This window comes from Bartonella senegalensis OS02 (assembly GCF_000312545.1).
GTDB classification, from domain to species: domain Bacteria; phylum Pseudomonadota; class Alphaproteobacteria; order Rhizobiales; family Rhizobiaceae; genus Bartonella; species Bartonella senegalensis.
Map to the genome: position 1 here is coordinate 1 of NZ_HE997544.1, position 14,855 is coordinate 14,855.

Annotated in this window: 7 protein-coding genes and 1 pseudogene; 4 read left to right on the top strand and 4 right to left on the bottom strand. The window is 37.8% G+C overall.

The window, feature by feature from the left end:
* Positions 1-319: 319 nt before the first annotated feature.
* From BN200_RS07530 to BN200_RS07540, 3 genes and pseudogenes are all read left to right on the top strand, one after another.
* Positions 320-5,548 (top strand): annotated as a pseudogene (locus BN200_RS07530) (hemagglutinin repeat-containing protein); the annotation flags it as partial.
* Complete coding sequence (locus tag BN200_RS07535; RefSeq protein WP_019221955.1) at positions 5,545-6,018, top strand: hypothetical protein; 474 nt, start codon at positions 5,545-5,547, stop codon at positions 6,016-6,018. The pseudogene BN200_RS07530 and the gene BN200_RS07535, both read left to right, overlap by 4 nt.
* 1,054 nt (positions 6,019-7,072) lie before the next feature.
* Positions 7,073-9,829, top strand: coding sequence for an autotransporter outer membrane beta-barrel domain-containing protein (locus BN200_RS07540; RefSeq protein ID WP_034989381.1), 2,757 nt, complete (start codon positions 7,073-7,075; stop codon positions 9,827-9,829).
* A 96-nt stretch (positions 9,830-9,925) separates the two neighbouring features.
* Here the strand turns inward: BN200_RS07540 and BN200_RS07545 are convergent, their stop codons facing one another.
* The 3 genes from BN200_RS07545 to BN200_RS08935 form a co-directional block, all read right to left on the bottom strand.
* Entirely contained in the window at positions 9,926-10,384 is a 459-nt protein-coding gene (locus BN200_RS07545; protein ID WP_019221957.1) for a toxin-activating lysine-acyltransferase, read from the bottom strand.
* Positions 10,385-10,389: 5 nt separating this feature from the next.
* Positions 10,390-11,715 (bottom strand): HlyD family type I secretion periplasmic adaptor subunit, encoded by a 1,326-nt coding sequence (locus BN200_RS07550; RefSeq protein ID WP_019221958.1) that lies wholly within the window; start codon positions 11,713-11,715, stop codon positions 10,390-10,392.
* 155 nt (positions 11,716-11,870) lie between these two features.
* Positions 11,871-13,280 (bottom strand): peptidase domain-containing ABC transporter, encoded by a 1,410-nt coding sequence (locus tag BN200_RS08935; protein ID WP_244426904.1) that lies wholly within the window; start codon positions 13,278-13,280, stop codon positions 11,871-11,873.
* 342 nt (positions 13,281-13,622) lie between these two features.
* Here BN200_RS08935 and BN200_RS07560 point away from each other — a divergent pair, with 342 nt between their 5' ends.
* Positions 13,623-13,871, top strand: coding sequence for a hypothetical protein (locus BN200_RS07560; RefSeq protein WP_019221959.1), 249 nt, complete (start codon positions 13,623-13,625; stop codon positions 13,869-13,871).
* Positions 13,872-14,269: 398 nt separating this feature from the next.
* Here BN200_RS07560 and BN200_RS07565 read toward each other — a convergent pair whose 3' ends face one another.
* Positions 14,270-14,605: an ABC transporter transmembrane domain-containing protein gene (locus BN200_RS07565; RefSeq protein ID WP_244426906.1), complete on the bottom strand. Its 336-nt coding sequence runs from the start codon at positions 14,603-14,605 to the stop codon at positions 14,270-14,272.
* Between the last annotated feature and the right edge of the window lie 250 nt (positions 14,606-14,855).

The following is a 14,855-nucleotide window of genomic DNA, read 5'->3' on the forward strand; positions in this document are numbered from 1 at the left end:
CGAAGCTGATAGCACACCTGAAATGAGTGAAAAAATCGAAAGCTATATCTTTGCATTTAAAAAGCCAGACACATACGATTTACCCGATAAAGAGGATGTATTGAACAAAATAACATCTGATCGCTGGAGCAAAGGATATATTGATACTCCCTTTCTTGAGCACAGAGAATTTGTTTTGGAAAAAGAGTTTTGGGATAGCAAAGAAAGAACTTATGGCAAGGTAACTTTGAACAATGGTATGGTCTACAAGGCATTTACGTGGAAAATCGCGGCTGAAAATGACAAAGATCGCACGCAAAAGTATATATGGAATGACCGGTCTTATATGACAAATAAAACTGTCATACAGAAGTTTTTACATAAGCCGATCGTTCAAGGAATTATTCAATCTACGGGCGATCTTATCATTAACGCTGGTAGTATTGAGAACCATTATAGCATTATAGAAGCGGCAAGAAATGCTAATATTCATGCCAGTGTTCTGACAAATTTAGGTGCAAGCACTTATAAAAATATCTATCTGGGCTGTAAGGCAGGTACGGATAATTGTTATGCCTATAATGCTGATGGAAGTCGCAATACTGCTTCAGATCTTGCAAATGATACCTTTCGCCATATTAGCTCAGAAGTCACCGATACAATTTCTGGTCTTATTCAAGTGGTAGGCACTTTGAATTTGGCGGTTGATCAACTCAACAACACAGCTGCAAAAGGTTCCATTACAGGAGGAGCCCATTTTGAAGCGAAGTCAGTTGGAAGTAATTCACTAGATGCACTAAAAGGTTTAACGGCGGTGGATGCTTTATTTATGCCGAATATCAATATGAGTGATACAGGTGATTTTATTTATAAGAGCGCTTTGGCTTTGCCAAAATCTCAATTGAGTAGTCTTAGCAGCGCTTTGCCCAAACAAAATTTCCTTTATAAAACTCGCTTAGGCTTTCTTAATGTCAACAAATTTTATGGGGCAGCCTATTACTTGAGCAAAATTGGGTACAAATCTGACAAAGAGCTTTTTTTCTTAGGGGATGCTTATTTTGAAAAGCAACTGATTGAAAAACAAATGCGTGATCTTGTGGGTCAAGGTTTGGGCAAAGAAGCATTAATTCCTGGAAAGGATGCCATTGAACAAGTTAAAATCTTGCTTGACAGAGGAGCAGAATATACGAAAGCGCACAATCTGCCCTTTGGTAAGGCTTTGAGCGAAAAAAAAATGGCTGGTTTAGAAACCCCTATGGTGATGTATGTGTGCCAAAGAGCAAAGGGGATGAATGTTTATGCACCGGTGCTTTACATCCCCAAAAAAGAGAGAGCGTGCTTTGTTTCTTCTGGGGCTTTGGTAACAGGAAAGGATATAAATATTACCGCCAAGAATATGATCAATTCAGGAATGGTTCATACATTACATCAGTTGCACATCAAGGATGGTGAACTTTTAGGTAAAGGGGGGCATTTCATTGCGGGTGATGATATTGTGATGCTTGCGGATAACATTCGTTTTAAAGCAGGGCACACTAATGTAGAAAGCATCAAGACAGTGTTAAAAACAGATGCGCTTTCTGCTGGGGGCAATGCTGTTGCCATTGCAAAACAAGATATCACAGTGTCAGGGGTGCGTCTCAAAACAAAGGGGGCATTGGCACTCTCAGCAGCAGAGGGCATTTTATCTGTAGCATCTGCTACTAACACAAACCGTATGGGACAAAGTGTTTCCGTTATACAGCATCAATCAGAAGTGAGTTCTAGAGGCTCTATAGCATTTTTAGCTGCTAAAGATTTGAATGTTGCAGGCTCTCATGTTCATGCCCACGATACTCTTTATTTAAAAACAGAGAGAAATATTTCGATAGATGCCACACGCAATAGTATCAATCATCATATTCCTGGTCAAACATCACGCTTTGTATTGCATAAATGCTCTCATTTAAGTGCTGGAAAAGACATCAATTTCATATCAGGTCGAGATATTAGCGTTTTTGCTTCCAATTTAGCAGCTAAAGGCAATATGTCTTTTGCTGCACAAGGGGCAATGAATATAGCGGCAAAAGCTGATAAAGTGGAATACCATTTGCAGAGTAAAAGCACTCAAATCGACAGGCATGTATTAGCTTCTATTGGGGCATCTATTAAGAGCAAAGGGGATTTCACTATTATTGCAGGACAAGATGGGAAACCGCATAATTTCACACTCACGGCCAGTTCCATTGCTGCTAATGGCAAGGTGGAGATGAGAGCAAACAACGACATTCTCATCAACAATGCGGAAAGTAGCTTAAATCTTAAGATATCAGACTACACAAAGGGTGGTTTTTTTGGTGGTGGGAAATCAGTTCATAACAATGTTGAAGTGAGTGAAGTTATGGGTTCAAATATATTTGCAGGTGAAGGGATTGCTCTTGAATCTGGAAAAGATACACACGTTATTGAATCAACCCTCATTACTAATATAGCAGATGAAACGAAAGATCAGGTAGAAAGAAATATTCTTCTTAAATCTGGTGGCAATATTTTCATAAAAGGGGCTGAAGAGAAGTTTAATCAACAACAAAAATGGATAAAAAAAGCATTTTTAAATGAAAAGCGCTCAAATAAATCTGAAATGCATAAAACACCAGTTTCGTCTACTTTTGGGGCAGAGGGTGACATTGTAATTGAGTCACAAGGCGATACAATAATTTCAGACTCTCAAATATTCACTGAAAAAGGTATGAGTGTGACAGGAGAGAGTATTTCTATCGATGGTATGAATGAACATCATAGTAATTCTTCACAAGAGCATAAATCTGGTTTTGGTGTAGGTTCAGTTTCTAATTTTATATTTATCGGAGGGAAAGAATCCAAAACACAAAACGATGAAATTATTGAGTATAAAGGATCTTCTCTGAATGCTGGTGGCAATATAAAAATTGCTGCTGAAAAATCCAATGTACATATACTAGGTTCTAGCCTTAAAGCACATGAAAAACTCAGCCTTTCAGCTGCTCATGATGTCAATGTTAAGGATGGATGTAAGAACCGTTCGTCGAATTCTCAAGAAGAAAGTTTCGGTTTTGCCATTCAAGTGACCAAAAAACACAACCACTCCGCTTCAGGTATTGTTTACGCAAAAGCCAAGAAGAATCAAGAAGAAAATTCTACGGTACAGTCTGATCTCATAGGGGGAAAGGATGTGCAAATTAACGCTGATCACGATGTACGCGTGCAAGCGGCAAATATTTTAGCAGAGCGTGATGTAAATATTTATGCTGGTCATGATGTTAAACTCTTAGAAAGTCATGATGTCTCTCATTCAGATGAAGTGCATGAAAAGTCTTTTGCAAGTATTAACACTTCTGTCAATGTTGGTATTGTTGACACGGTAAAAGACATGAGTGATGCAACAAAACGCCTCACAAATAAGGATGAAAAATATAAAGTTAGCAATGGTGTTGTTGCTGGAAAAAAAGCCTATGATCTCTATAATAAAGGCAAAAATTTCTTCAAACTTTATAATGGTAATACGGGGGAAAGTAGCAACGCAACAAGAGGATCAAGTCTCTCAACAAAAGATGTTCTTGCCAATACGGCGTCTGCATCTTCCAGTTTTACAGTTGGTTTTCAGTCTGAGAAGTCGGAGGCATCTTCTCAAGTCTCTACTGCAGTGACAGATAAAATAGAAGCTGGGCGTACGGTAAATATGGAATCCAACAAAGGGAGTATTCATGGTGTGGGTACAGAGGTCATGGCTGATACAAAACCTGCTTATCAGCTCAGAAATGATACGCAGAATGGAAATATCACCTTGAAAGCGGATCAAAATATCAAGTTTGAAAGTGCACAAAATACAGAAAATACACAAACGCACTCGCAAAGCATTTCGGTGAATGTTGGTACCAATTATAACCCCAGTGGCATGGGGGGGACAGGCAATATCTCTTTTAGTCAAGGAAAGAATTCCAGTGTGGAGGTTCAATACAAGAATAGCCATATTGTTAGCAAGGGCGATATCAATATTACCAATGGGGCAAATACCTCGCTAGAGGGAGAATTGATTGCTGAGAAGAGCGTGAAAGGGAATATTGGTGGAGATTTCACTATTACCAGCCGCTGTGATACTGGTCATACTTCCAGTAAGCAGAAATCTATTACTATTGGGTTTAACATTCGCGAAAAGGTTGATACAGCCACAACCAATGTTTCTTTCCAAAAAGATAAATCCTCTAGTGATTATGAGAGCGTTGTCGAACAATCAGGAATCAAAACGGGTGAAAAAGGCTTTGATATCACTGTTACAGGCAAAACAACACTGAACGGGGGGATTATTAAAAGCAGTGCACCAGCAGACCAAAATAGCCTAAATACAGAGACTATCACCACCAAGGATATTGCCAACAGTACCCATGCTACAACCAGCAGCGATGGGATCAGCATTATTGCGGGTGGTCCCATGTATCAAGGAAAATATGGCGTTGTCAAAAACATTGCCAAAAATATTTTAGATCATTCAACAAAGCAGGATTCAAAGGAAAGCTACACAAAATCTGCTATCAGTAATGGTACCATCATCCTAACCGATGAAACTGGACTGAGAACATTGACGGAGCAAGATGCCGAACAAAAAAATACCTCTCTTAACAGCAATACGGCTGGAGCGCATCAGGGTGTACAACAGCTAGATATTGTAAAGCTGAAACATATAACTCGTGAAAACCGGAAAATGAAAACACAATTGTTGGAAGAGGGTTTAAAAATCAGTGATGAAGCTTATAAAACCATGTTCATCAAAGAGCATCCCATCGCTGTGGTTGACCGTGATGAAAAGGGAAGAATTATTTCTTCACAAGATAAAAAGGGGCGATTGCTTCCTCAATATCATTATTTAACGTCTGAGGAAAAGGAACATTTACAAGTTGGCTCTGATGGTAAGGTACATGTGTCTTTCAATGGTCTTTTTACCTCAACAGATGCTGCAGCCCGTTATGCAGTCCAGTTTGCTGATAATAAGAATGATCCGCACTATTTTGTGGTATTTCCCAAAAGTGATTCTGCACTCTCAGAGCTCATGGTCGGAGGATATCAGAAGTTTATGGAAAATAACTTTTTTGGTTTAACCAATTCGACAAAAAAGGTACAAAGTTTATTAAAACGCTATGGTAATGAAGGATTGCATATTGATGCTTATAGTCGGGGCAGTATGACAGTAGGGAATGGAATGCATGACTTTGAAAAGCGTGGTATTCACAGCATAGCAGGCAATACAAGTATTAATCTTTTTGGTCCAGCCTATAACGCTCAAGATATGGCAAATACTTTAGATAAATTGAGTCATGGTAAGCAAAAGAGTGTTGGCTTGGAGAACCATAAATATGACTTTGTGGGTACAATGATTGGAGGAAATCCTTATACTTTTGAAAAAATACCTATTGGCAGTAATGCATTGATAGAGACACTCAAGCTAATAAAGGCTTATCCCAGTGTTCATAGTTGTCTTGGGAGTGGGAGTCCAAAATGCCGAGAGTTGTATGGACCATCTCATCGAGTACAAATCTCTTCAGGAATCAAAAAATGAAGAAAACTTTAAAATTATTAAGCTGTATATCTCTGTTAAGCACAGCTGGATGTATTAACCAGCCTCCCCCATCGACGTTAGCATTATGGGAGAAGCCAGGTGTAGATAAAAAGACGATCCAACAAGCCCTATCAAAATGTGGCTGGAAGCCAATCTATTCTACCTCTGAAGATATGGATTCACGTATGAGTGATTTTGCATCAGTTTATGAATGCATGAGCAAATCAGGATATCGATATAAGTTACAGGATTCCAAAGGGATTTATGTTTCACAAGCGCCAAGGAGCAATTCATTTCTAACCAATCTTATGATAGCAGGCTATCAGCAGTTTATGGACAATGAGACCTTTGGTGTGACGAATGCAACAAAACAAGAGCGCGCTTTGCTAACACATTTTGAAAATGAAAGAAGATATAAGCCAACAAAAAAAGCTTTACAAAAACGATCATCACCGATGTTTCATCCTTAAAAAATAGGCAGATAAAAAGGACTAATGAGGAGAGAGCTAAAAAATGGCTCTCTTAACAAAAAACGTAAATAAAGTCCATTAAGCTAAAATCAGCAATGGTATCATGAATGCTCTGAACTGTGTAGCTATTCCCATCTTTTATTTTTATTGCAACTTATTCGATACAAGGAATATTTTTGCTAAATCACAGTGTTTTGTCATCAATAAAATTGACTTTAGTAAGATATTTTCTTTGATGACCTCTTAATTTTAGAATGGTAGATAGTTCCCGTTTTATCTTATATTTCTCTCTTAATATCCAAAGTTTTAGATTAAGTAATTTTTATGTGAATGGCCTTTTACCGTGTAGTTTGTTTAAGATTAATGTCCTCATTTTTGGATAAGGGAAGACTACAATATTAAAAAACAATCTTAGCCCCTTTGTTAACCAATGATGAAGCACTTATGATAAGGTGGGGAGCTGTGTTTTGATTCAAAGGTTCTGTTTATTGATCCAAATTTTCATTATAGATATTGATGGTTTTTGTATCAAAAGTAGATTGATACATCAATTATAATTGTGTTCTCTAGACTTTTCTCGTGGATACAAAGAGAGGCTCGGTGTCACGTCTCTCATGTATTTTATCTTTTTCGTAGTTTATATAAAATAATTAATATGCTTTTTAAGAATTTTTCTAATTTTAGCTTCTCTTGTTTCTCTGAGAAATATGGCTAAAGTTTAGTATTTAACGTTCTTGAAAATTTTCGTTAATAACACTTTCTTTAATAAAGATGAGCTTAAATAAAGATGAGCTTACTAAATCGTTTTTTAGTGTTTTCTTTTATAATTTCAGCAGTGTTTCGGATCAAAATTCTGTAAAATGTTGCAGGGATGAATTATATTTTTATTTTCCATTCTCGCTTTACATAAAATACAAAACGAACTATCTATACTGAAATTATTTGGATATGCAATCAATAATCTTCATCTGTTTTGCACCCATCGTATTTAAAGTTGTATCTCGTTTTATCTGCATTTTTTATTTTTGCTGGGAAAAAGAGAGTTTAAAGAAGAATGATAATGAAATTTTCTAAAAATCGCTTACATTTGTACGTTTTGGCAACAGCTGTTTTTCCTTTTTTATTAAACAGAGATGTCGAGGCGCACTCTCGTTCATCGGTGTCACTTGCATGTGAGGAAGGAAAATTACCTTATAAATGCAGTGATGGTGCAAGTCATATGATTAGTGATAAAATATATCAGTTTGTCAAATCCCCTAAACAAGAGAATGGGCAAGATGGTTCACTTGTATCATCTGCTATCATAGTAGCACAGCAGCCAAATACAGTTATTCAGGCAGTGCGTTTACAAATTAATGGTGTTGATGGTGCAGAGGATACTTATGGTGTCATTGCATCGCGGGGCGGAAAAGTTGTTTTGAGCGATTCAACTTTGAAAGATGTCTCAATGGGTCTTAGAGCTGAGAGTGGGAGGATTGAGGTAAATCGTGGATTGGTTAAAGCTACTCAGGTAGGTGTTCATGCAGAAAAGCAGGGAGCATCTGTTCTTTTAACGAGCGCAGAAATTAAAGTGGAAGGTCAGGACATCGGCCAAGAGGCAGCTCTGTTTAGTGGTGTTGATGCGGGTATTAAGATGAAAGGGGGATCAATTGATGTTACGGATGCTGCAGCCCTTTATGTAGGGATAAAGGGGAGTGCAATTTTAGAGGGTGTTGCCATTACTGCAAAAAGCCAACAAGCGATGGATAAAGGAAATGAAAATAAAGAAGATGGTTTTGCCTATGCCGTTTTAAATGTAAGTCAGCATGGTTCTATTTCTTTAAAGAATAGCAATCTTATTGCTAGCGGTGTTCGTGCTTTGTGGATCGGATTAGATATTAATGCACAATCAACTGTGAACCAAGAAGCAAATGTTTCGGTTTCGCGAGTTAGTATTGAAGATTCAAAAGTTACGGTATCAGGTAACAACTATGGTATGCACTTTGATATGAATAAAGAAGGCACTGAAGTTCAGCAAGGATTTGTTTTTTTGAAAAAAACGACTTTTGAGGTTCCAGTTGGTACAGCTATTCATAGTTATAAGGGGAGTGGTTATATTGGCTTAACAGAAGGCACAAGAATCTCCGGTGATTTATTATTAACAGCTGAGAAGGAGTCTTCTGTGGCAATTTTAGCGGATTCTTCTTCCCTTACAGGGGGTACTCGTGTTGCTGATGATTCTATTGCTGAGCTTTATTTGACAGGAGGATCAGAATGGTTGGTGACAAAGAGCAAAGAAATGAATCAACAAGTCTCAAATTTAGTTTCATCAATTTCATTTGTAAAACTTTCTGATAGTGCTATTGCTTTTGCCTCCCCAACATCACAGGAATATCAAACACTTCATATTGGAAAGGGAGGAAAAGAAGCTTATAGTGCGCAAGAGAATGCACATATTTACCTTAATACGCATCTCAATGGTGATGGATCACTGAATAATCAAAAAACTGATCGGCTTTTGATTCATGGTGATGTAGCTGGAAAAACGACAGTCCATGTGCAGTTTATTACAGAAAATCAAGGAGAGGCAGTAAGCGATGAAAATGCTGAAAGCATTTCACTTATTCAAGTTTCTGGAAAAGCAGCAGAAGGTTCTTTTCAGTTGAGTAATGCTTATATCGCCTTGGAAGGTATGCCTTATCAATATTATCTCCATGCGTATGGTCCAAGTTCTTCTCTTGGGCAAGCGAGGACTTCTCAAAGATTAGTAAAAGGCGATGGAGATTTTTGGGATTTTCGCCTTGAAAGTAAATACGTTCAGCTTACTCCCAATGTGTCTATAGTACCTGATTCTGAGCTAGTGGTAAGGGATGTTGTTCCACAAGTTCCAACTTATCTTTTTTTACCAAATGCTTTGTTTCATGTTGGATTGATGGATATTGAAAACCAAAACAAGCAGTTAAAAGTTATGCGATCTATTTCCAGTGAACTTTTAAAAGTCAAAGGAAATTCTGCTTTATCTGTTCATGGTTATGGTGGAAATTATCATTATATTTCAGATCTTTCCGCATTTGAATATGGTTATGGAGGAAATCTTCATTATAATGCTCTAGAGACAGATATTTTGCTCAAAACAATTGAGAATGCACAAAGTACAACGTCTTTTGGGATTATGGCAACCTACGGGAAACTTTCTCTGCGACCTCAGGATGTTGAACACAGTCAGAAAAATATGTTTCACAAATGGTCCTTTACAGCATATGGTAACCTAGAAAATAACGCCGGTTTTTATGTAGATGGTCTTTTATCCTATGGTTTATTTGAAGGTGATGTTCTTACTTTTGTACGGGGCAAGACAGCAACATTAAAAGGAAATCCTCTGAACGTTTTGTTGTCTGCTGGTAGAGTCTTTACAACAGGGGATCAAGGTTTCGTTTTTGATCCGCAGGTTCAGCTTATTTATCAACGACTTCAGTTTCATAAAGCACACGATATTGATGGATTTGATGTTGAGATGGGAGAATTGGATCAATGGGGAATGCGTATTGGCGGGTGTTTGACTAAGACGCTTGCGGCATCTGAAAAGGAACGGAGCGTTTCTTTTTATGGCAAGCTTCATCTTTCTCATAGTTTTAGAGGAAAACAATTTGTGCATTTTAAAGATGCTTTCCAATTAGGTTCCTTTGGATCTTCCTTAGAAACGGGTTTGGGTATTCATTCGCAAGTATCTCCAAAGCTTACACTGCACAGTGATCTGATTTATCAGCATAAGCTTACCAAGGCTGGTTTTAATGGCATTCATTTTTCGGGTGGATTGCGCTATCGTTTTTAAAATAAGTTCGGAAAAAGTTAAGTCTAAACAAATCTATTATGAGAGTATGTGCAGGGACAATTTCTAAATGGTCTACGCGCACTTGGTTTATGAAAACTATTCGGATGGATTTTGTGCTCTATAACAACACCAGCGGGTGATTTTTCTGATCCCACCGTCTTTGTTGCGCCGGACAGCATAGCAAAATTGTTGATCAGGGAATACATGCCGCTGCATATCACGTACAATGCGAGCAGCATGACCATAGGGTGCTACATAATCGATGAACCACATATATTTTCCAATTTGCCAATCGGCATTGGGTAAAAGTTCTCCCGTTTCAAGCATGGACTGATGGTTTTTTTCATCTAAAAAAGCCCAAGTGGTAAAGGCGCAAAATGCTCCATGTTCATTTTTATAGAGCCTGTATTGCCCAACCCGTAAGGCTGGCCCCAAGTTTCGTTCAATATCCCAAATTCGCCAGCGACGGTATAAGGGGGATTGAAGCATTAAAACGACCATAGCACCCAAAGCCGTAATTGGATCTATGGGAGATGTTTCTGGTTTTTTATTCATACATATTATCTTTCTTTTAGGGATTGTTCTAAAACTTTGGTAATAGGTTCAAAGAAATAAGAAATGAGGCGCCGTTTTGAAGTAATGACATCAGCTGTCACAGTCATGCCTGGGATAAATTTCAACTCTTTCTGATTAAAAGTGATGTGATCCTGATCGATTTTGATTAAAACAGCATAAGCACCATTAATTTTTTGCTCACGACGGGCTGTTGCGCCTACATTCGTAACTGTGCCGTAGACAACGCCGTAACGTTCAGGCGGAAAGGCAGAAAATTTTATGTAAGCACGTTGGCCTTTTTCTAAAAAGCCAATATCTCGATTATCAAAAAACGCTTCAACAATCAGCCCACCTGAGCCTGGGACAATACGCATGAGAGTTTTCCCCGCTTCTACAAAACCACCCAAAGTGTGGATACTTAAATCATCAATGCGTCCATCCACAGGTGCATAAAGTGATAGGTGGTCAAGACGATATTGGCTGCTGTCAAGTTTGGCTTTTAATCCTTGCAGAGTGAGTTCTGTTTCACGAGAAAGCTGCCGATAGCGGGCGATTTCATCGGAAATAAGGCTTTGTCTTTGTTGACGGAGTGCTTCCATTTCGGCGGTATTTTCTTCTAAGCGTCTTTGATTGGCTAAAATTTCATGTTCTACATTTTTAAAGTCATGTAAACGTTCTAGATAAAGGGAGTTGCTGATGACTTTTGTTTCCATCAAGCTTTTTGCAGCTTTGAGTTTTTCTTGGCTTAATTGTTGATCGTCTTTTAATTTATCCAATTGCGCATATTGAACAGCACCGTTTCGTGTAACACGATCAGCTTGTGCTTTCAGTGCTTTTACTTTATCTTGTAATGATTGAAGGGTCGCGCTGATGAGTTTTTCTCCCTCCATTTTCGCTGTCGTACTGCTTGAGGGAGGAAACTGCAAATAAGCGAGCCCTTTGGTTACAAAATCTTTATCCAAAGGATCACGTTCACTCAAGGCAGCTAAAATCGCAGCGGCAATTTGGGCTTGAAGAGTCTGTTGGGCAATATCGGCTTGAACGCGTGCGCGTTCATTGAGGGCTTCACGCGGATCCAATTGAATAAGGAGATCGCCTTGATGAACAAATTGCCCCTCTTTTACGAGAATTTTCTCAATACGACCTGTATTTTGTGCTTGGACCAATTGAATATAGGAAGTGGGAATAACCGCTCCTTTCCCCCGTGCAACAATCTCTGTTTTTGTGACAAAGCTACCAATCACAATAAAAAGGAATAAGGTGATCAAAACAGCGACCACTATGTGAAGCGTTGGCGATAAAGGGCGCAAGTGTGGTGCCTTATCTGCCATTTTTTGCCTCCAGATCAGTAAAATTTAATATGGTTGCATGCTGAGGAAAAAGATCACGTTTGTGGGTAATGACAAGAACGATGCGCTCTTGCGAAAGTTTATATAAATGTTCAACAATTTGTGCACTTACCGTGTCATCTAATGCAGAAGTGGGTTCATCCAAGATAAGACTGCGGTTCTATCAGAAAAAAACAAGCCAATGCTAAGCGTTGGCGTTGACCACCTGACAAAAAGCCACCTTGCTCGCCCACTTGGGTATGAAGCCCTTGAGGCAATTGAGCAATGAGATCATAGCAAGCGCTAGCATGAATTGCAGTATTGATTTCATCATTAGTAGCATTTGGTTTGGCAAGATACATATTTTCAAGAATGGTTCCGGAAAAAAGACAAGGGCTTTGGGGAAAATATGCGATTGTTTTACGAACGCTACGGATATCAAAATTCTGTATAGATTGATCGTTAATCAATATTTGTCCACTTGTCGGGGGATAAAGAGCGCAAAGGAGTTTGGCTAAAGTTGATTTTCCACAGCCTGAAGGACCAAGCAACATGATAGGTTTGCCAGGTTGCAAACAGATATCAAGATGGTTGACAATAGGTTTTTCTCCGTAAGAAAAGCAGATATCTTTCGCTTCAAGATAAGGAGACGTAGTGAGCTGAAGAGGTGGTTTTTCTGTTTCCCATTCTGAAGGAGAGTTAAGAATATCCCCCAAACGAAGACGAGAGATTTTTAGATGTTGCCATTCTTCCCACAAGGATGCAAGGCTTAAGATAGGACCAGAAACATTGCCAGCGAGAAGATAAAAGGCAATAAGTTGGCCTAGCGTAATCTGGTTTTGCAGCACTGCTTGAGCGCCAAAAAAGATGATAAAAATGGTGAAAAGATCACCAAAAATATGGCTTAAAGCCCCATTCAAGAGATGAAATTTACTCGTTGTAAGGCTTTGATCGAGACTGCGGGCTAAAGTTTCTTGCATGCGTATTGTATGAGCAGGTTCTTTTACGTGTGCTTTGATGGCTTCAAGATTGGTAAAACTTTCAATAAGGCGTGATTTATGTGCTGCTTGCAGAGTGAATGCGCGGCGTAATTGGCGGCGCAAAAAGGGACCAACCGATGCTAAAGAGCCCATTTGTAAGGGCAAAATGATAAGGACAATAAAGGTAAGTTTCGGACTAATAGAAAAGAGTGCTGCAAGATAAATAATGGAAAACAGAACATTCAGCACGGTTGTTGCAATAGTTCCTGTTAAAAAACCGCGAATTGTATCAACTTCTCCAATACGTGAAAACAATTCTCCCACTTGCCAATGACGTAAGATAGGCAAAGAGAGGCTTAACAGATGTGTGTAAATACGTTGCCCAAATTCTAGGGTAAGTCGATTGGCTAAATAGGCACCTAAATAACCAGATAGAGTGCTAAGAGCTGTGCTAAACAGCATGATAGCGATCATGAGGATAACAATAGCATAGAGACTTTCAGCACGCTGAAAGGGTAAGATGCGGTCGATAATTGCCTGAAAAATAAAAGGGTTCACCAAACCCAGTAAACGTAAAACGATGGTCACACAACTGAGTTCGAGAACATAATAAATATATTTCTTTGTAGTGCTTGTAAACCAAGAGAATGATACTGGTTTTTCTTGTGAAGGGTTCATTTGATTTTATGATTTTGTTAAAGAATAAAGAGAGCTTTGTGTGTCATATTCCAACAGTATTGTAAATAGTATTATTATTTAATAAAAATATATTTTTACATATAAACAATACATACATAGTATATTTATTATTTATACATTGTTTTTATTTTATTTTAACTTAAAATTATGTTTGACATTTTCTTTAAATGCATAATAACCATTTTAAACGTATCACTCTGATACGTTTTAATAAATTAAGGAGGATTTAAAATGGGTAGTTCAAGCTCATCACATGATTCACAAAGCCGTTCACATTCATCAAGTTGGTTTCACTCTGACAGTTGCGATGTGGGTGGTTATGCTCATGATGTGGGCACAAATGCTCTTTTAGGAGCTGGTGCAGGAGCATTAAGTGGCATGGCAACTGGTCCAGGCGCTGGCGCTGGAGCATTAGGAGGTGCACTATACGAAGGTCTTACAACCTTAGCACACAAGTACGATGAATGTTCTCATCGGTAAAGTGTTTTAAAGAATGCTGCTTCTAATTTATTAGAAAATAGCGAGTAATATATTTCTGAGAGCAGTGTTATTATGAAAATAATTTAAAAATTATGATAAAACTGATTTCAGGGATATCTGTTATTATTTAGACAACACATACTTTAGGTTTTTTTTATAAAATTGCAAAATTATTTCTTCCAGAATTTATAGGTTTTCTTGTAGGTTTTTTTGCATGTACTTTGTTATTTAGATTTAAAAGCTATAGTTGGGAAGCATCTACAAAGAAATCACTATTAATAATGATTTTAGTCGTTCTATTATCTCATGCTATTCATTATATTATTAATTATATTAGTTTGTAAAATTACAAAATTGTTATCCATATTCATTATATTTTTTTCCTATTTGTATTATTTTTATATAGAATTTCCTGTTAGAAACCCGCGAATTGTATTAACCTCTCCGATATGCAAAAATAATTCCCCCATTTGCCAATGACGTAACACAGGCAAGGAAAAGCTTAAAAGATGGATATAAATACGCCGTCCAAATTCTAGGGTAAGCCGATTGGCTAAATAAACGCCTAGGTAACCAGATAGAGTGCTAAGAGCTGTGCTAAACAGCATGATAGCGATCATGAGGATAACAATAGCATAGAGACTCTCAGCACACTGAAAGGGTAAGATGCGGTCGATAATTGCCTGAAAAATAAAAGGGTTCACCGAACCCAGTAAACGCAAAACGATGGCCACACAACTAAGTTCGAGAACATAATAAATATATTTCTTTGTAGTGCTTGTAAACCAAGAGAATGATACTGCTTTTTCTTGTGAAGGGTTCATTTGATTTTTTATGATTTTAAAGAGAAATAGAGTTTTGTGTGTCATATTTTAAAAGTATTGTAAATAGTATTATTATTTAATAAAAATATATTTTTACATATATATAATACACACATACTGTATTTATTATTTATACAGTATTTTTATTTTATTTTAAATT